Genomic DNA, 18,980 nt, shown 5'->3' on the forward strand with positions numbered 1-18,980 from the left:
AAGGCCGCCGGTCGCCGGAGCCGTGGGAGTTGACAAAATCTGCATGCCTTCAGCGTGGACCGTCACAGGTTTCCCTGCGGTTACCGTGTCCCTTCACCCCCGCCTTATGGGGCGGATTACGGCGGCCGTTCAACTGTGCCGATGCCGAGGTTGAACAGCCCGCGGCGGGCCCGGCGAGGGCATCGTCCGGCATCTCGCGGCACCGTTACGGCTTATGGCCGCTGTGCACGCTTTCACAGCTTTCCCCTTCGCCGGTACGGTCGCTGACCGTCAGTCCCGGCCAGAAAGGAAGATTTCGTGGCCATGATGGGCGGCCCGCGCATGGGCCCGACGCCACTGGGCGTCGACAGCTCGATCACCAAACAGAGAATCAAGCCCGGCACAGTGCGTCGCATCGTTCCCTATGCCCTGCGCTACCGCTGGTCGTTGGCGGTGATCATGCTGATGACGGCCGTGAGCGCGACCATCACGGCATCCAGTCCGCTGCTGCTCAAGGTGATCATCGACGACGGGATCGCACAGCGCCGCGAGGGGCTGGTGGTGGCTCTCGCGCTGGCCATCGCCGGGCTCGCGCTGGTCGATGTGGCCGCCGTCTTCGTACAGACCTGGTTCTCCGGACGGGTGGGCCAGGGCATCGTCTACGACCTGCGCTGCCGGGTGTTCGAGCACGTCCAGCGGCAGCCGCTGGCGTTCTTCACCCGAGCGCAGACGGGCGCGCTGGTCAGCAGGCTCAACACCGATGTGGTGGGAGCGCAGCAGGCCATCACCACGCTGCTGTCGCAGGCGGTGTCGATGCTGCTGACCCTGGTCCTCGTCCTCGGCATGATGTTCTACCTGTCGTGGCAGATCACCCTTGCCGCGCTGGTGATGGTGCCGTTCTTCCTGCTGCCCGCGAAGCTGGTCGGCCGCAGGCTGCAGCGGCTCACCCGGCAGGGCATGGGCCTGAACGCCGACATGGGCTCGATGATGAACGAACGGTTCAATGTGTCCGGCGCGATGCTGGCGAAACTGTACGGCCGGCCGGAGGACGAGGCCGGGCGGTTCTCCGACAAGGCGGCGCAGGTGCGCGACGTGGCGATCACCACGGCCGTGTGGGGGCGCATGCTCTTCATCATCATGACGCTGATCACCGGGGTGACCACCGCGCTGGTCTACGGTCTCGGTGGGCTGCTGACCATCGACGGCGGCCTGCAGATCGGCGCCCTCGTGGCCATGGTCACCCTGCTGATGCGGCTGTACGGGCCCCTCAACCAGCTATCGAACATGCAGGTCAACGTGATGATCGCGCTGGTCAGCTTCGATCGGGTCTTCGAGGTCCTGGACCTCAAGCCGCTGGTCGACGAGAAGCCCACCGCCCGGTCGCTGCCCGCCGCCGATCACACCACCCCGGACATCGAGTTCGACACGGTGGCGTTCCGCTATCCGAGCGCCGACGAGGTGTCCCTGGCCTCGCTGGAGACCATCGCGCTGCCCGGCCCGGAGCGGCGCGACAGCGCCGTCGTCCTGGACGGGGTGACCTTCCGCGCGCCCTCCGGGAAACTGACGGCGCTGGTGGGCCCGTCGGGCGCGGGCAAGACCACGGTCACCCAGCTGGTCCCGCGGTTGTACGACCCGACGTCCGGGACGGTCCGTGTCGGCGGTCATGACGTCCGCGACCTGACCATGCGGTCCCTGAACGACACGGTCGGCATCGTCACGCAGGACGCGTATCTGTTCCATGACACGATCCGGGCGAACCTGCTGTACGCGCGGCCGGGCGCCCAGGACGCCGAGTTGATCGAGGCGTGTGAGGCGGCCAGGATCTGGCCGACGATCTCCTCGCTGCCCAACGGCCTCGACACTGTCGTAGGGGACCGCGGCTACCGGCTCTCCGGCGGTGAGAAGCAGCGGGTGGCACTCGCCCGGCTGCTGCTGAAGTCACCGCCGATCGTGATCCTCGACGAGGCAACCGCCCATCTGGACTCCGAGTCCGAGGCCGCGATCCAGCGGGCGTTGAAGACCGCCCTGTCGGGCCGTACGTCCCTGGTCATCGCCCACCGGCTGTCCACCATTCTGGAAGCCGACCAGATCCTGGTCCTGGAGAACGGCCGGATAAGGGAACGCGGCACCCACGGCGAACTCCTCGCCGCCGAAGGTCTCTACTCCGAGCTGTACCGCACTCAGTTCGCCGCGCAGGGCGTCAGCGCCGCCGCCGTACCGGGCGTGAACGGCCGGCCGAGGCGCCCCGAGCACCACCGCCCACGACCGAGAACTCCCGAGAGTGAAGGACACTGAGGTGCCGAATCCTTTCGAAGACCCGGAAGCGAACTATCTCGTCCTCGTCAACGACGAAGGCCAGCACTCGCTGTGGCCCGTGTTCGTGGCCGTGCCCGACGGCTGGACCTCCGTGTTCGGTGAGGCCGGGCGGCAGGACTGCCTCGACTACATCGAGAAGTCGTGGACCGACATGCGGCCCAAGAGCCTGATCGAGGCCATGAAGGAGAAGTGACCGTGGACACCGCGGACTCGGGCTCGGGCACCTGGCGGCCGTACGAGATCACTCCGGGCACGGCCGGCACCCCCGATCTCGCCGGCTGGCTCGACGAGGTGGGCACCCAGGCACTGACCGAGTTGCTCATCGAGCGCAAGGCGCTCGTCTTCAGGGACTTCGGTGTCGCACCGGACACCGTCGACCCGCTGTTCGCCCGGCTGGTGCCGGCCCGGCTGCCCTATGTGCACGGCAACTCGCCGCGCACCAAGGTCGGCGGCAATCTTTACACCTCGACGGAGTACCCCCAGCAGTACACGATCTCCATGCACAACGAACTCAGCTACGCCCACCGCTGGCCCACCCGTATCGCCTTCTACTGCGAACGGGCTCCGGAGAGCGGCGGCGCCACCCCGGTGCTGGACGGGGAGCTGTGGCTCGGCTCGCTCGACGCGGAGGTCCGCGACGCGTTCGCGGGCGGTATCCGCTACGTCCAGAACCTGCACGACGGGCTCGGCTTCGGTAAGAGCTGGCAGGACACCTTCGAGACCGACGACCGTACGGCGGTGGAGACGTTCCTGCGGGACTCGCGCGCCGAGTGGGAGTGGACGGAGGACGGCCTGCGTGTCATCCAGCTGCGTCCCGCCACCACCAAGCATCCGGTGACCGGCGCCGAGGTGTGGTTCAACCAGGCCGACCAGTGGCATCCGGCCGGCCTCGGCGACCAGGCGTCGGCGGAGCTGTACGACATCCTCCCGCCGGAGGAGTTCCCGCAGTACGTGACCTTCGCCGACGGCACCACAATCCCCGACTCCTACATCGAACAGATCCTCAACCGCGGCCTGGACGGCGCGGTGAACGTCGACTGGCGGGCCGGCGACGTCCTGCTCATCGACAATGTCCTGCTCGCCCACGGCCGCCGCCCGTTCACCGGGAACCGGCGGGTGCTGGTCGCCATGTCGGACATCTAGTGCCGCATCAGGCAACGTTTGCCCTGTTGTGATGTGACGCGCCGCCTCGGTGCTGTGCCGGGCGGCGCGGGTCCGTCACGCTGTCCGGGTGGCGGAACGAGTACGTGTACGCGAGATCGACGATGACGAGGGCAGACGGCTGCTTCGGATCATCCGCCGGGGCACCGGGTCGGTGGTGACCTGGCGGCGGGCCCAGATGATCCTGCTGTCCGCGCAGGGCATGCCGGTGGCGAAGATCGCCGAAGTGACGTTCACCAGCGATGACCAGGTCCGCGATGTGATCCACAACTTCAACACCGACGGCTTCGACTCCCTGTATCACCGCCCTGCGCTACTTCGCCCTCGACGGCACCGACCACGCCAGCCACAAGGAACAGGGCAGCATGATCCGCCGCTACATCATCTACTGACTTCCGCGTATTAGGGTCCGTCCGGTCTGTCGAGGGTGAGGCCCGTCCCGGCGAGGAATCCGCTGAGGATGCGGTGCCGGTATTGCAGTGCCTTGAGCCGTCTGCGGAGCAGTGTCTCCAGCTCGGTGAGCGTGCGGGCGGAGAGGTTGGCCAGGCTCCGTTTGATGTGGGCCCACAGGCCCTCAACGGGGTTGAGGTCGGGCGCATACCCGGGCAGCAGCACCACGGTGAGCCAGTCCCTCTCGGCCACGAGTGTCTTCATCGTCTTGGAGATGTGGGTGCTCAGCCGGTCCCACACCACGATCAGTGGTGCCTTCAGCAGTTGGTGGGCGCCGTCCAGCAGGCGGATGTAGTCCGTTTCGCCCAGCGAGCGGCGCTCGCCCTTGCGGCCGGTATGCCGACGCAGCCGGTAGCACAGGCGGGCGGGTAGGCCGGGCCTGTAACACAGCAGCCCGGCCACCGAGAGCCGTCCCCGGCTGCGGCCGGACACCTTGACCCTCGGGGTGATGCCCCGCCGGCTCCAGGTGCGGCCCTTGGGCGGACGGCCGGTCACACCGGCTTCGTCTTCGAAGCAGATGAACGCGCCGGTCGCCGCCCGGATGGTTTTACCTCCTGCCCGGTCGCCTCCCGCCATGCGGTGACCGCGTCCTCGTCGCGTTCGGCGGCGGGCCGGGCGGGCATCTGCACGCTGTAGCCCATCCTGTGCAGCAGCCGGGTCACCCCGGAGACGCTGTAGGAGAGGTGGAACTTCCGCCCGATCAGCGTGCGCACCCTTGCGGCGGTCCACACCTGGTCGTCGCTCCAGCCGTGTGCGGCCGGTCCCTCGTCCAGCCAGGCGGAGAGTTTGGCCTGCAGGTGAGGCCCGAGCCGGCAGTCGTAGCCCGGGGGCCCCTTGGAGCGCAGGGCCTTTCGCCCGCCCGCCTTCCAGGCACGGCGCCACTGGTAGACGGACTTCTCGCTCACCCGTAACTCCCGTGCGATGCACGGGACTTCCGCGCCCCCCTCGAAGAGGTCGACGGCCCGCATCCGTACCTCTTCGCGGCGCTTGCGCTGCTCGGCGGTCAGCCCGCCCCCATCTGGGTACCGCATGCCTCCGGCGTACCAGCCCAGACGGACCGCGTCACCGGTCCCGACACAGATCCAGACCCCGAAACGCCGAAGTCAGTAGGCTGGCTTCTTGGGGCACCGGCGAAACACCGTGACCTTGGCCGATCCACTTCTGAGCGGAGGTTGATTCCCGCGCTGTCGTAGATCGTTTCCCGCCTCGCGGCGGGTCATCGCAGCGCCGCCGCCACCAGCCTGCGGATCTCTGCGTCGGACACGCTTCCGCCACCGCGCACTTGGCCGGATTGCAACCGCTCGACGAGCGCCGGACTGCGCGGCGGCGAGCTACCTCCGCCGGGAGGTCACCAAGCGACGTTGCCCCGGTCGTGGACATGTGTCCGTCCAGCAGCACTCCGCGCATCCGGGGATCAGCAGCCGGATCGGCGACCCGCGCGGAGGGCATCGTGGCCGCATAGCCCGGCGGCACATGCCGCTGGCGTGCGTGGCGCCAACTTTCCGCCAACCATGCGGAAGGAAAGTAATCCACGACACGGCGGCCGCCGCACCGCCGCGGTCCATCACCCACCCGCGACTTTCGGGCGCGGCCTTCCGCTCGGCCGTCCGGCCCTCGGTCGCCGAGACGAATGACGGGGCAGGGCCGGTGCGTGCCCGGCTCACCCCACCTCGGGGTCGCTTGACCCGATCCCGTCCAGGATCCTTCTGCCAAGGAGAACCATGACCACGACCCAGCCCTCGCCAGGTCCGGTGACCGCAGCCGCCACCGGCCATGTCGGGCTCAACGTCACCGACGTGACCCGTTCGATCCATTTCTACCAGCAGGTCTTCGGCTTCGACCTGCTCGGCGAGAGCACCGAGGACGACCGCCGCTACGCCTTCCTCGGCCGTGGCGATCAACTCGTACTCACGCTGTGGCAGCAGAGTCGTGACGGCTTCGCCGCCGATCGGTCCGGACTGCACCATCTGGCGTTCAACGTGCCCACGCTGGACGACGTCAAAGCTGCTGTAGCCCATCTGCAGGAACTCGGCACGCCCCTGATCTACGACAGGATTCTGGCCCACATGCCCGGCCTGGCATCTGGCGGCATCTTCTTCACCGATCCAGACGGCATCCGCATCGAGATCTGCACCGCCTCCGGACTCGAGGACCTCCCCACCCTTGAGGACGGCGCACCCAGCTGTGGTTTCTTCTAATGCCACAGAACTACCACGAGGGTGAACTGGCGGTACAGGCACGGTCGAGCAGGCCGCGGCCATGGCCCGTACGTTCCGCACCAGCCTGCCTGCACCGTTGGTGAGATTCCTTGCCACGCAGCGCTGGATCATCGTGGGCGCCACAGACACCGCAGGCCGCGTATGGGCGTAGCCCGTAGTCGGCACCCGGCTTCGTGCGTGCCACCGACGAGACGACCGTACGGATCGACGCGCTCCCTGTGACCAGCGATCCCTTGCGGAACCTGGCAGACCGGCCGGCAGGACAACCGGCCGGCCTGCTGGCCATCGACCTCGGCCGTCGCAACCGGGCTCGCATCAACGGCACCCTCCGCCGTGACGCCTGCGGAGTGGTCATGAGCGTCGAGCGGGCTTACCCCAACTGCATGAAGTACATCCAGCGCCGAGAGGGCGCCGCCTCCGGCGGGATCTTCTTCTTCGACCCGGACGGCATCCGGCTGGAGATTTTCACCCCGACCGGTGCCGACGTCGCCCCCGCCCCCAGCGGAACTGCCCCCACCTGCGGCTTCTTCTAAGTCGGCTCTCCGAGCCGATCACTGTCGGGGTGCCCGTCCGGCGCCCCGCCCCACCAACACATGAGTAAGGGAAGGGCGAGAGTGACGATCTACCACCCTGGTGAGGTCGAGGTACAACGTCGGGCTGGCCTTGAGTCCGCAGCCTCCTCGTCCGGCCAGGCCATCAAAGACACGATCCCGCCCATTGCGGCCGAGTTCCTCGCCGCCCAGCCCATGGTGGTGATCGGCGGCACCGACCGCCACGGTCAGGTCTGGTCGTCCTTGCTCACTGGACCCGCTGGGTTCATGCGCGCGGCAGACGAGCACACTCTCGCCATTGAGGCTCTGCCCGGACCAGACGATCCGCTGGCCGAACTGCTCTCAGACCAGGCCCATGTGGGAATGATCGCGATCGAGCCGGCCACACGCCGCCGGATGCGGATGAACGGCACCGCAAGCCCCGAGGGCGGCGGCCTGCGGGTCAACCTCGACCAACTCTTGGCGAACTGCCCCAAGTACCTGCAGAAGCGCAAGCTCACGGTCCCCGCGACGGGGGCCGGACCCACAGGGGAGACCTCGGCGAGCAGGCAACCTGCCCTCACTGCAGCCCAGCAACTGCGGATCACCATGGCCGACACCTTCTTCGTGGCAACCGCCGACGAGCGCGGCAACGCCGACGCCTCGCACAGGGGCGGCAACCCCGGTTTCGTTGAGGTCCTCTCCCCCACCAAGCTGCGGTGGCCGGATTACGTCGGAAATGCCATGTTCATGACACTAGGCAACCTGCTGGTCAACCCCAAGGCCGGGCTGTTGATCCCGGACTGGGATTCCGGGTCCTTCCTCCACCTCACCGGCACTGCCTCGACCGACTGGAATCCGGAGCACGCAGCGCAGGTTCCCGGCGCGCAGCGCCTGGTGGAGTTCGAGATCACCGAGGTCGTCGAGGTTTCTGGAGCCAGCCCGCTGCGCTGGAGCGCGCCGGAGTACTCCCGCTTCAACCCGGCGCTTTGAGCCCTCATTCACCCTGAACTCCGCCCCGAAAGGAAGGCTGCTGTGAAAATCGAGATCGACATGGACCTGTGCGACAGTCACGGACAGTGCGTCTTCGCCGCGCCCGAGGTGTTCTCATTCGATGAGAACGACTACGTGGTCTACGACGCGACTCCGGACGACACCCAGCACGAAGCAGTCGCCAGAGCAATTGCGACATGCCCGGTGCGGGCGATCCGCATGGCCGACCACTGATGATGACGACGAGCCGTCAGCCTTCTCTCGGCATCATCGTGGTGGGCGCCTCGCTGGCCGGCCTGCGGGCCAGCGAGGCACTGCGCGCCCAGGGGTACCGAGGGCAGCTCACCTTGGTCGGCGACGAGCCCTACGCCCCATACGACCGCCCGCCGCTCTCCAAGGCGCTCCTCGCAGGAACTTCCGCCCCCGAGGCGCTCAGCTTCCCACTCGACCCGGACCTCGGTATCACGCTGCGCCTGGGAGTACCGGCAGTGCGCCTCGACCTGGACGCCCGGACCATCGAGCTCGCTGACTCCACGCGATTGCCCTTTGCCGGCCTAGTGATCGCCACCGGCGCCGCGGCGCGCCCGTGGCCAGACCGCACTCCACGCGGCGTGCACACTTTGCGCGGCCGGGACGATGCGCTCGCTTTGCGCTCCAAACTCGACACCGAGGCAAGGCTGCTGGTCGTCGGCGGCGGCTTCATCGGCAGCGAGGTGGCCGCGACCGCACGGGAACTAGGGGCCCACGTCACTTTGGTCGAGGCCGAGTCCCAGCCCCTGCGGCGTGCGATGGGGGAAGAGGCCGGCCGGTTCCTGGCCGAGATCCACAGGGCCGCCGGGGTCGACCTCAAGACCGGCACCTCGGTCAGCTCATTCGCCGGTCTGGACCAGCTCACCGGGGCGACACTCTCCGACGGAACCGACCTCGACGCAACTGTCGCTGTCGTCGCGCTCGGCGCGGTCCCCAACACAGACTGGCTCGCTGACTCAGGCCTGCTACTCGACCGCGGGGTCGTCTGCGACACCTACTGCCGCGCCTTGCTGTCCGACGGCAGCCCCGCGCCTGCCGTAGTGGCGGCCGGGGACGTGGCCAGATGGCCTCATCCCTGGGCTGGCGACAGCGCCGTCTCCCTTGGGCACTGGAGCAACGCCATCGAGCAGGCGGAGGCTGCAGCAGCAACACTCCTGGCAAAGGAAGGCGAGCTGAGTCCCTATCTGCCCGTGCCGTCGTTCTGGTCCGACCAATACGGCGTGAGGTTCCGCTCCGTAGGCATTCCGGCCCTGGGTGACGAGGCGGAGGTTGTTGAGAGCGACTCCATCGCTCGGCGCCTTGAGGTCGTTTACTACCGCCAGGGGAACATGGTCGGGGTATTGACCGCCAACCGGATCAGCCGGATCGCAGGCCACCGACGCCGCCTGGCCGCTGAACTGGCGGCCGGTATCGAGTAATCCGTACACGTTCGGCGTGAACGTCGCCAAGGTCGGCGCCTGCCGCAGGCGACGCGGCGGGCACGTCGTCGGGGACGAAGCCCAGCCAGGGCAGAGCGGACAGCTGCACGGCGGCGCCGAGCACGTTCTGGGATCGGCGGAACTTTGAAAGCCGGCCGGGCATGCCCGGCCGGCTTCCCGAGCGGCGGGCTCAGGCGCGCATCGGCCGCAGCCGCGGTCTGACCTGGGCAGCGTTCGCCGTGTTCTCGGCCATCCAGGCCGCGAGATCGGCCGGGGTGGGCCGGTCGAACAGGATGTGGATGGGGAGTTCCTCGCCGAGGGTCACCCGTACCCGGCTGACCAGTTTGGTCGCCAGGAGGGAGTGGCCACCGAGGACGAAGAAGTCGTCGTGCACACCGACCGCGGGCAGGGCGAGGATCTCGGCGAAGGCGGCGCACAGCGCCTCTTCGCGGGGGTCGGCGGGGCGTCGGCCCGAGCCCGCGGCGGCGGCCCGGTCGGGTGCCGGCAGGGCGGCGCGGTCCAGCTTGCCGTTGGCGGTCAGGGGCAGCGCGTCGAGGACGACGACGGCGGACGGCACCATGTGCGGCGGCAGTTCCTGCCGGGCCTGCCTGCGTATCGCCTCGGCGAGGGTGCCGCCGTCGGTACCGGCGCTCCGGTCGGCCGGGACGACGTAGGCGACGAGGTGTCTGTCGCCGGGGGCGTCCTCGCGGACGACGACCGCGGCGCCGGCCACGTCGGGATGGGCGGCGAGCACCGTGCGCACTTCGCCGGGCTCCACCCGGAACCCGCGGATCTTGACCTGGTCGTCGGCGCGTCCGAGGTACTCCAGGACGCCGTCGGCGTTCCGGCGTCCGCGGTCCCCGGTGCGGTACATCCGGGTGCCGTCGCCGAACGGGCTGGCCACGAACCGCTCCGCCGTCGTTCCGGGCCGGCCCACATAGCCGCGGGCGAGTTGCGTACCGGCCACGTACAGCTCTCCGGGGGCTCCGGACGGTACCGGCTGGAGGGCGTCGTCGAGGACGTACAGCGCGGTGTTGGCCACCGGGGTGCCGATCGGGACGCCCGTGGGGGTGACCGTCGTGGTGTCCAGGGGTCCGGTGGTGACGCCGATGGTGGTCTCGGTGGGGCCGTAGTGGTTGAACACCGCTTGTCCGTCGGCCGCTTGGAGGAGCTGTCCGACCCAGTCGGGCGGTGCGGCCTCGCCGCCGAGGACCAGTGTCCGGTGCGGGAGCAGCCAGCGCAGGTCGCCGGTGGCGCCGAGCGCGGCGAGGTGCGAGGGCACCATCTTGACGTGGTCGATGCGGTGCCGGGCCAGATAGCCGGTGACCGCGAGAGGGTCGGCCACGTCCGCCGCGTCCAGGATGTGCAGCTCGCCTCCGGTCGTCAGGGCGGCGAACAGGACGGTGTTGCCGAGGTCGGTGGTGATGGGCTGGAGCAGCGCGTACCGGGCTCCGGGGTCGCCGAGACCGACCCGTGGCGGTACATGGGTCACATAGTTGGCGAGTGCCGCGTGGGTGACGGCGACGCCCTTGGGTCGTCCGGTGGAGCCGGAGGTGTAGATGACGTACGCGAGGCTGCCGGGGTGTGTGCCGGGCTCGGGTGCGGTGGCCGGCTGGGCCTCCAGTGCGGCGGCCACGGCGGGGTCGTCGAGGGCGACGGTGGTCAGTCCGCCCATGACGGGCATGTCGTCCAGGATCTCGGTGGTGCCGATCAGGGCCACGGCCCGGCTGTCGGTGAGCATATGGCCGAGCCGGGGCGCGGGGTAGGCGGGGTCGAGCGGGAGATAGGCCGCTCCGGCCTGCCAGACTCCGAGGATCGCGGCGACCGCGTCGGCACCGCGCGGCAGGCACAGTCCTATGACGCTCTCCGGGCCGACGCCGAGGCCGCGCAGATGGTGTGCCAGACGCCGGGCGCGGATCTCCAGCTCCCGGTAGCCGATGCCGGCGCCGCCGTGGACCACGGCGGTGGCGTCGGGGGTGCGTGCCGTCTGCGCGGCGAGGAGTTCCGGCACGGTCAGCTGCGCCGCGGGCGCCTCGGTCCGGTTCCCCTCGTCGGCGAGGCGCAGGCGCTCGGCCCGGTCGAGTACGGCGACGGCGGTGAACGGGGTGTGCGGGGCGTCGGCGAGCACGGTGACGAGACGGGCCAGGCAGGTGTGGAGCAGCGCCTGGATCCCGGCGGGGTCGGCGGGTGCCACGGCGTCGACGGTCACGGAGAACCCGGATCCCATGTCCCGGACGATCAGGGTGACGGGGTAGTTGGTGCGTTCCTCGGCGTGGCGCACGGCGATGCCTTCGAGGCCGGTGCCGGTCTCGGTGAGGGGCAGGCCGTGCTGGTAGTTGAGGATGGACGTGAACAGCGGGCCGCCGGCCGGTACCGCGCTGGCCTTCTGGGCGAGGGCCAGCGGCGCGTGCTCGTGCTCCAGCAGTTCGGCGAGGCGCCCGCGCAGCCGGGCCAGGGCCGCGTCCGTGGCGTCGGCGTCGACGCGCAGCCGCAGCGGCAGGGTGTTGAGGAACAGGCCCGGTGCCCGGTCGGCGCCGACCCCGGCGTTCATGCGGCCGGTCAGGACGGTCCCGAACACCACGTCGTCGCGGCCGGACACGGCGGCGAGCACCCGCGCCCAGGCCAGGTGGAACAGGGTGGCCGGGCTGACGCCGAGCCCCCTTGCGACCTCGCGGACCCGTCCGGCGAGCTGTTCGTCGACGGCCCGGTCGGCGCGGGTGACGGTGGCGCCGTCGCCGCGCACGTCGAGCAGGCCGAACGCGGCGGTGGGCTCGGTGACATCGCCGAGCAGTCCGGCGAAGTAGCGCTCGTGGTCCTCGGCGGAGGTGCCGAGGCGGGCCTGTGCGACGAGGTCGCGGTAGGGCAGCGGCTCGGGCAGGTGCTCGCCCCGGCCGGCGAGGAACGCCCGGATCTCGTCGAGGAGCAGCCCGACTGTGGTGTGGTCGCCCATCATGTGGTGGACCCGCAGCAGGGCGAGGCGTGGCCCGTCGCCGGGCTCGGTGAGGACGTGGACGCGCAGCAGCGGTGCGCGGTCCAGTTCCATCCAGGTGCCACCGGCGGCGAGGAGTTGGGCGACGGGTTCCTGTTCCGGGTCGCGTGCGAGGTGCCGGACGGGCACCTGGGCCCGGCGCCAGACCACCTGGACGGGTTCGCGCAGTCCTTCGGAGAGCATCGCCGTGCGGTAGACGTCGTGCCGGTCCACGACCTGCTGGAGCGCGGCGAGGAAGGCGTCCAGTCGCCCGGGGGTGTCGAACTCCAGCACCACGGACCGCATGTAGACGTCCGTGTCACCGTCGGCGCGGGCCAGGTGGTGGAAGAGCATGCCTTCCTGGAGCGGCACCAGCGGGTACACGTCGGCCACATTGGCGGCGCCGCCGTCGACGCGGGCGGTGATCCGGTCGATCTCGTCCTCGTCGAGTGCGGTGAGCGGCAGCATGGCGGGGGTGAGCCGGGTCGCGCCGTCGGGGATCAGGTTCGGTGCGACCTCCACCTGTTCGGGTCCGGCGACGGTGGCGAGGCCGGCCGGGGTCGGGGTGAGGAACAGGGCACGGACGGACACGGACAGCCCCTGGGTGCGCAGGTCCTCCACGAGGGCCACGGCCACCAGCGAGTTCCCGCCGAGCGCGAAGAAGTCCTCCTCGGGGCCCACGACATCGAGCCCGAGGACCCGCGCGTACGCGTCGCACAGGATCTCTTCCCGTACGTTCTCGGGTCCGCGTCCGGCGCCGCCGCTCGCGGCCCGCTCGGGTTCCGGCAGGGCGGCCCGGTCGAGTTTCCCGCTCGGTGTCAGCGGCAGTTCGTCCACTACGACGACGGTGGCGGGCACCATGTGTTCGGGCAGCCGGTGTGCCAGGTGGCGCCGGGCGCGTTCGTCGAGGCCGTCGGTGTCGGCGCGGTCGGCGGGGACGAGGTAGGCGATCAGCCGGAGCCGGCCGGTGATGTCCTCGCGGGCGGTGACGGCGGCAGCGGCGATGTCGGGGTGGACGGCGAGCGCGGTCTCGATCTCACCGGGTTCGATCCGGAAGCCGCGGATCTTGACCTGGTCGTCGGCCCGGCCGGTGAACTCCAGCCGCCCGTCGACGCCCCAGCGTGCCCGGTCGCCGGTCCGGTACATGCGCTCGCCGGTGCCGAACGGGCAGGCCACGAAGCGTTCGCCGGTCAGTCCCGGCCTGTTCACATATCCGCGTGCGAGGCCCGCGCCCGCGAGGTACAGCTCTCCCGGGACGCCCGCGGGCACCGGTTGCAGCCAGGTGTCGAGGACGTAGGCGCGGACGCCGCCGAGGGGTCTGCCGATCGGGACGCGTCCGCTCGCGGTGTCGTGGGCGGTGAGGCGGGTGGTTGTGGCGCCGATGGTGGCTTCGGTGGGCCCGTAGTGGTTGTGGATCTCGCGGTCTCCGGCCGCCGCCAGCAGTTCGCCGACCCAGGCCGGTGACGCGGCCTCTCCGCCGAGCACCAGGGAGCGTGCGGGCAGTACGGCGTCGGGCCCGGCCTGCGCGGAGAGGGCCGCCAGGTGCGAGGGGACGGCCTTGATGTGGTCGATGCGGTGGTCGGCGAGATGGGCGGCCACGACGACCGGGTCGAGTACGGCGTCCCCGTCCAGGACATGCAGTTCGCCGCCGGTGGCGAGCGAGCCGAACAGCAGGGTGTTGCCGAGGTCGGTGACCTGTGGCTGAAGCAGCGCGTACCGGGTGCCGGTGCCGCCGAGGCCCAGCCGCTCGGGTGCGGACGCCAGGTAGTTCGCCAGCGCGCCGTGGGTGACGGCCACGCCCTTGGGGGTACCGGTGGAGCCGGAGGTGTAGATGACGTAGGCGAGGTGGCCGGGCAGTGCCTTCGGGTACGGCACGGTGGCGGCGGCCGGTGCGGTCATCGCGTCCAGCGTGACGATCCGTACCTGTCCGGCGGGCTGGTCGTCGACCAGGTCGTCGGTGGTGATGAGCAGCACCGCGCGGCTGTCGGCCAGCATGAACGCGGTCCGCTCGACGGGCTGCCGGGTGTCGAGCGGCAGATAGGCGGCACCGGCCCGCCAGACGCCCAGCAGCGCGGCGATCATGTCGGCGCCCGGGGGCAGGCAGAGGGCGACCACCGACTCGGGCCCGATCCCGGCTCCCGTCAGTTGGACCGCGACCGCCTCGGCCCGCTCCCGGAGCCGCGCGTACGACAGTGCCGTACCGCCCTGGTGCACGGCCACGGCGTCCGGTGTGCGCTCCGCCTGCGCCCAGAACCGTTCCGGGACGGTCGCCGCGGAGGTCGTCGTCGCGGTGTCGTTCCACTCGGTCAGGATGCGGGCGCGTTCGGCGTCGTCGAGGAGGCCGGCCTCGCTGAGCCGTAGCCGCGGGGTGTCCGTGACCGTCCGCAGCAGCCGCAGCAGCCGTTCGGTGAGGCCGTGCGCGAACGCGGGGTCGAACAGGTCGGCGGAGGCGGTCACCGAGCCGGTCAGTCCGGCGGGGCGGGCGTCCTCGTCGAAGTTCTCGTTGACCATGACATCGAGGTCGAACTTCACCCCGGGGCGGGCGCCCGGTACCGGCGCCACCTCCAGCCCGGGCAGCTCCAGCGCCACATCGGCGGTGTTCTGCATGGTGAGCACGGTCTGGAAGAGCGGGTTGCGAGCGACGGACCGCGCCGGGGCGAGTTCCTCCACCAGCCGTTCGAAGGGGACGTCCTGGTGGGCGAAGGCGCCCAGGGTCACCTCCCGGACCCGGTGCAGCACCTCGCGGAACTCGGGGTCGCCGGACAGGTCGGTGCGGATCACCACGGTGTTGACGAAGCAGCCGACGAGGTCGTCCAGCGCGTCGTCGGTGCGGCCGGCGACCGCCGAACCGATCGGGATGTCGGTGCCGGCCCCGAGCCGGGACAGCAGGACGGCGAGCGCGGCGTGCAGCACCATGAAGACGGTCACGCCCTCGGCCCGTGCCAGTTCGGTGATCCGCGCGTGCAGTTCGGCCGGCGCGTCGAGCGGTACGTCGTGGCCGCGGTGGCCGGCGACCGCGGGGCGGGGCCGGTCGAAGGGCAGGGCGAGTTCCTCGGGGATGCCGTCCAGCGCCTCGCGCCAGTAGGCGATCTGGGCGGACATCAGGCCGGCCGGGTCGTCGTCGCGGCCGAGGAGTTCCCGCTGCCAGAGCGTGTAGTCGGCGTACTGCACGGGCAGCGGCTGCCAGTCGGCGGCGCGGCCCTGACTGCGTGCCGTGTACGCGGTGGACAGGTCACGGGTGAGAGGGCCCATGGACCAGCCGTCGGCGGTGATGTGGTGCACGACGACCACCAGGACGTGGTCCTCGGCGCCGAGCGCGAACAGCCAGGCCCGTACGGGCGGTTCCCGCGTCAGGTCGAACGCGTGCCCGGCGGCGCGGGCCACCGCGTCGGAGAGGTCCTCGGGCGTGGTCGGTTCGATCTGCGGCTGTCCGCTCATCGCGTGGATGCCGACGACATGCTGGTGGTGCCTGCCGTCGGCCAAGGGGAACACGGTCCGCAGGGCTTCGTGCCGGGCGAGGACGTCGCGGAACGCGGCGCTGAGCGCGTCGCGGTCCAGCGGTCCGGAGAGCCGCAGCACGATGGGCGCGTTGTAGGTGGTGCCGCGGCCTTCGAGCTGTTCGAGGAAGAGCAGCCGGCGTTGCGCGAAGGACGGCGGGACGTGCTCGGGGCGGGCCTGCGGCACGAGCGCCGGCCGCCGCACGGGCGTGGCCGTGTCTGCGGCTGCGGACAGGTGTTCGGCGAGTCCGGCGGGCGTCGGGACGAGGAACAGGTCGCGCATCTCCAGGTCGACGCCGAGGGCGGCACGGATGCGGGAGATCAGCCGGGTGGCGAGGAGCGAGTGGCCGCCGAGTTCGAAGAAGCCCTCGTCGGGTCCGACCGCTTCGATGCCGAGGGTCTCGGCGAAGATCCCGCAGAGGATCTCCTCCTGCGGGGTCGCCGCGCGGCCCGTGCCGGTGCTCCGGCCGGGGGCCGGCAGCGCCTGCCGGTCGACCTTTCCGCTGTGCGTGAGCGGGAATTCGGGCAGGAGCACGAACGCCCCGGGCACCATGGGCGCGGGCAGCCGATTCGTGAGGAACTCGCGCAGCCGGCCGGGAAGATCACCGCCGGACCCCGGCTCACGACCGCCGCGGGCGTCGGCGACGTAGGCCACCAGCTGACGTTCACCGGAGTCGGACTCGCGGGCCATGACCACGGCCTGCGCGACATCCGGGTGGCCGCCGAGCGCGGCCTCGATCTCGGCGGGCTCGACCCGGTACCCGCGGATCTTGAGCTGTCCGTCGGCGCGGCCCACGAACACCAGATCCCCGCCGGCGGTCCAGCGCACCCGGTCGCCCGTGCGGTAGAGCCTGCCGCCGGTGCCGGCCGGGTCCGCCACGAACCGCTCCGCGGTCAGCGCGGTGTTCCCGGTGTAGCCGCGGGCGAGGCCCGGCCCGGCGACATACAGTTCGCCCGTCGCTCCGGCGGGCACGGGCTCCAGGAAGTCGTCCAGGACATGGACGCGGGCGCGGGCGACGGGGGTGCCGATGTCGGGTGCGGCGCCTGGCGCGAGCGGGGCGGACATGGTGGCGCAGATCGTCGTCTCGGTCGGGCCGTAGGCGTTGACCAGGTCACGGCCGGCGGCCCAACGCTCCACCAGGTCGGGGGTGAGGGCCTCGCCCGCCGACACCAGGGTGCGCAGCGAGGGGAGGTCCTCGGGGTCGAGGGCGGCGAGCACGGCGGGCGGCAGGGTGGCGTGGGTGACGCCGTGCCGGGACACCACGTCGGCGAGGCCGCTGCCGGGCAGCAGTTCGTCGGCCGGTGCGACCACGAGCGCGGCCCCGGTGCACAGTGCCATCAGCAGTTCCCAGGTCGCCGCGTCGAATCCGATCGACGCGAACTGGAGCACCCTGCTGCCGGGGCCGACGTCCAGCCGCGCGGCCTGGGTGGTGACCAGGGCGGCCACGCCCGCCTGGGTGAGGGCGACACCCTTGGGCCGGCCGGTCGACCCGGAGGTGTAGATGACATACGCCAGCTGGCCCGCCCGGGGCCGGTGCGGTGGCCGGGTCGCCGGCTGCGCATCGATCGCCGCGCGCACCCGGGGGCTGTCGACGGCGAGCGCCAGCAGTCCCTGCGCGGGCAGTTCGTCGAGCAGGTCGTCGGTGGTCAGCAGGGCCACGGCACCGCTGTCGGCGAGCATGTACGAGACGCGTTCCAGCGGCTGGCGGGGGTCGATCGGCAGATATCCGGCGCCGGTCTTCGCGACGGCGAGCAGGGTGGTGACGAGGTCGACACCACGGTTCAGCACGACCGCGACCACCGACTCGCCGCGCACCCCGAGCCCGGTCAGCTGATGGGCGAGCCGGTTGGCCCGCCCGTCGAGTTCCGCGTACGTCAGCAGCTGTCCGTCGGCGATCAGGGCGGGCGCGTCCGGCGCCAGGTCGGCCTGGACGTGGAACAGTTCGGGGGCGGTCAGCGCCGGTACCGGGAGGGTGTCGGCGGCGGGGGCGGGGTGTTCGTCCTCGTCGTAGAGGCGGACGCCGCCGATGGGTTCGTGCGGTGCGGCCGTGGCCATCCAGTCGAGGATCCGCCGGAAGTGGCGCAGCATGTCGTCGGCGGCGCCCGGTCGGTGGCGGTCGGGGTTGACGTCGACGTCGATGCGTACGGCGGTGTCCGCGGGCCGGTCGTAGACGTTGATCTGCCGGTCTTCGGTGGGGCCGTGGGTGAGGTTGTGCACGGTCGCGGTGGCGGTGCCGAACCGGGGCGGGTAGCCGTAGCCGAGGATGTTGACGTTGAGGTCGAACAGGGTGGCGCCGGACGGTGTCAGCTCGCGGGCCAGGTCCTCGTAGCGGTAGCGCTGGTGGCGCAGGCCCTCGCCGATCGCCGTGGCGGTGCGGCGGACGAGCTCGGCGACCGTCAGGGCGGGGGTGATCTCCAGACGGAGCGGCATGACGTTCGAGGTCATGCCGCTGATCCGCTGTTCCCGGCGGCCGATCCGGCCCAGGACGGGGACGCCGAGGACGATGTCGTGGGCGCCGCTGGTGCGGTGCTGGTATACGGCCGCGGCGGCGACCACGAAGGCGGCGAACCCGGTCCTGAGGTTCCGGGCGGCGGCCCGCATCCGGTCGGAGTCGTCGGCGGGGAGGTCGGCGGTGGCGCGGACCGGGGCCCCGGCGCTCGGTCCGCCTCCCTCGGACCGCTCCTCGGTGCCGGCCAGCGCGGCCAGCCAGAACGCGCGGTCGCGCGCGTGGGCGGGCGAGGCGCGGTAGGCGTGCTCGGAGTCGACGAGGACCGAGGTGGGGCCGGGCGGGTCCGGCTTGTGGTCGCGGCCTTCCAGGAGGGCGGCGTAGGCGTCGGCGACGCGGGCGGTGACCAGGGCGCCGCCGTGTCCGTCCATGATCAGGTGGTGGGCGCGGTGGTACCAGAGCAGCCGGCCCTCGCCGACGACGAGTACGGCGACGGCGAACAGCGGGCCGTCCAGCACATCGACCGGCCGGCTGAGTTCCGCGCGCATCCACGCCTCGGCCGCCGCCCGCGGGTCGGGTTCGGCGCGCACGTCGACGAGTTGCACCGGGACGCCGGCGCCGGGATCGGCGTACTGCCGTGGCTCCCCGTTCACCAGGACGAACCGGAGCCGGTAGGCGTCGACCTCGGCGAGCGCCTGCCGCAGCGCCCGTACGAACAGGTCCGGGTCCACGCCGCCGTCGATCTCCAGGTACTCGGCGACATTGAGCACGACATCGTCCCGCGCGAGCTGCTGCGCGTACCAGATGCCGAGCTGAGCGGAGGTCAGGTGCCACGGTGTGGCCTCGGCGGAGGTCATCGTCCCTCACCCGCCGACCGGAACCGAGACCCGCTTTCCGAAACGTCGATTGGAATCGGCACGGGCCGTCCTCCCGGGAAGGTGAATGCTGGCGAATGGTGCCGGGCGTAGCAAT

11 protein-coding genes and 1 pseudogene are annotated in these 18,980 nt (G+C 71.1%); 10 read left to right on the forward strand and 2 right to left on the reverse strand.

The features are described from left to right. Positions 1 to 303 precede the first annotated feature (303 nt). The 4 genes and pseudogenes from ACZ562_RS28680 to ACZ562_RS28695 form a co-directional block, all read left to right on the forward strand. Positions 304 to 2,274, forward strand: coding sequence for an ABC transporter ATP-binding protein (locus ACZ562_RS28680; protein ID WP_471185105.1), 1,971 nt, complete (start codon positions 304 to 306; stop codon positions 2,272 to 2,274). 1 nt (position 2,275) lies between these two features. Further along, positions 2,276 to 2,488, forward strand: coding sequence for an MbtH family protein (locus tag ACZ562_RS28685; protein ID WP_471184846.1), 213 nt, complete (start codon positions 2,276 to 2,278; stop codon positions 2,486 to 2,488). A 2-nt stretch (positions 2,489 to 2,490) separates the two neighbouring features. Further along, positions 2,491 to 3,438, forward strand: a complete 948-nt coding sequence (locus ACZ562_RS28690; protein ID WP_471184848.1) for a TauD/TfdA family dioxygenase — start codon at positions 2,491 to 2,493, stop codon at positions 3,436 to 3,438. 88 nt (positions 3,439 to 3,526) lie between these two features. Continuing rightward, positions 3,527 to 3,784, forward strand: a pseudogene (locus ACZ562_RS28695) (helix-turn-helix domain-containing protein); the annotation flags it as partial. Between the two features lie 74 nt (positions 3,785 to 3,858). Here the strand turns inward: ACZ562_RS28695 and ACZ562_RS28700 are convergent. Continuing rightward, positions 3,859 to 4,937, reverse strand: a protein-coding gene (locus tag ACZ562_RS28700; RefSeq protein ID WP_471184851.1) for an IS630 family transposase whose coding sequence is annotated in 2 segments (ribosomal slippage) — positions 3,859 to 4,457 and positions 4,457 to 4,937 — 1,080 coding nt in all. Because the reading frame shifts where the segments join, the coding sequence is not laid out codon by codon here. Between the two features lie 690 nt (positions 4,938 to 5,627). Between ACZ562_RS28700 and ACZ562_RS28705 the strand changes: the two genes are divergently transcribed. From ACZ562_RS28705 to ACZ562_RS28730, 6 genes are all read left to right on the forward strand, one after another. After that, positions 5,628 to 6,104, forward strand: coding sequence for a VOC family protein (locus ACZ562_RS28705; protein WP_471184853.1), 477 nt, complete (start codon positions 5,628 to 5,630; stop codon positions 6,102 to 6,104). 194 nt (positions 6,105 to 6,298) lie between these two features. Beyond that, complete coding sequence (locus ACZ562_RS28710) at positions 6,299 to 6,658, forward strand: hypothetical protein (protein WP_471184856.1); 360 nt, start codon at positions 6,299 to 6,301, stop codon at positions 6,656 to 6,658. Between the two features lie 81 nt (positions 6,659 to 6,739). Further along, positions 6,740 to 7,648, forward strand: a complete 909-nt coding sequence (locus ACZ562_RS28715; RefSeq protein WP_471184859.1) for a pyridoxamine 5'-phosphate oxidase family protein — start codon at positions 6,740 to 6,742, stop codon at positions 7,646 to 7,648. Positions 7,649 to 7,690: 42 nt separating this feature from the next. After that, positions 7,691 to 7,882: a ferredoxin gene (locus ACZ562_RS28720; RefSeq protein ID WP_391692298.1), complete on the forward strand. Its 192-nt coding sequence runs from the start codon at positions 7,691 to 7,693 to the stop codon at positions 7,880 to 7,882. Beyond that, entirely contained in the window at positions 7,846 to 9,096 is a 1,251-nt protein-coding gene (locus ACZ562_RS28725; protein WP_471184862.1) for an NAD(P)/FAD-dependent oxidoreductase, read from the forward strand. Before ACZ562_RS28720 ends, ACZ562_RS28725 begins: the two co-directional genes overlap by 37 nt. A gap of 16 nt (positions 9,097 to 9,112) precedes the next feature. Next, positions 9,113 to 9,244, forward strand: coding sequence for a hypothetical protein (locus ACZ562_RS28730; protein WP_471184864.1), 132 nt, complete (start codon positions 9,113 to 9,115; stop codon positions 9,242 to 9,244). Between the two features lie 42 nt (positions 9,245 to 9,286). Here ACZ562_RS28730 and ACZ562_RS28735 read toward each other — a convergent pair whose 3' ends face one another. Further along, positions 9,287 to 18,865 (reverse strand): non-ribosomal peptide synthetase, encoded by a 9,579-nt coding sequence (locus tag ACZ562_RS28735; protein WP_471184867.1) that lies wholly within the window; start codon positions 18,863 to 18,865, stop codon positions 9,287 to 9,289. Positions 18,866 to 18,980: the final 115 nt, after the last annotated feature.

This window comes from Streptomyces sp. NPDC040410 (assembly GCF_055595715.1).

What these genes read in the sequence shown, in the direction of transcription:
- ACZ562_RS28680 (WP_471185105.1), top strand. Translation starts at nt 304, where the DNA reads ATGATGGGCGGCCCGCGCATGGGCCCGACGCCACTGGGCGTCGACAGC.
- ACZ562_RS28705 (WP_471184853.1), top strand. Translation starts at nt 5,628, where the DNA reads ATGACCACGACCCAGCCCTCGCCAGGTCCGGTGACCGCAGCCGCCACC.
- ACZ562_RS28725 (WP_471184862.1), top strand. Translation starts at nt 7,846, where the DNA reads ATGCCCGGTGCGGGCGATCCGCATGGCCGACCACTGATGATGACGACG.
- ACZ562_RS28735 (WP_471184867.1), bottom strand. Translation starts at nt 18,865, where the DNA reads ATGACCTCCGCCGAGGCCACACCGTGGCACCTGACCTCCGCTCAGCTC.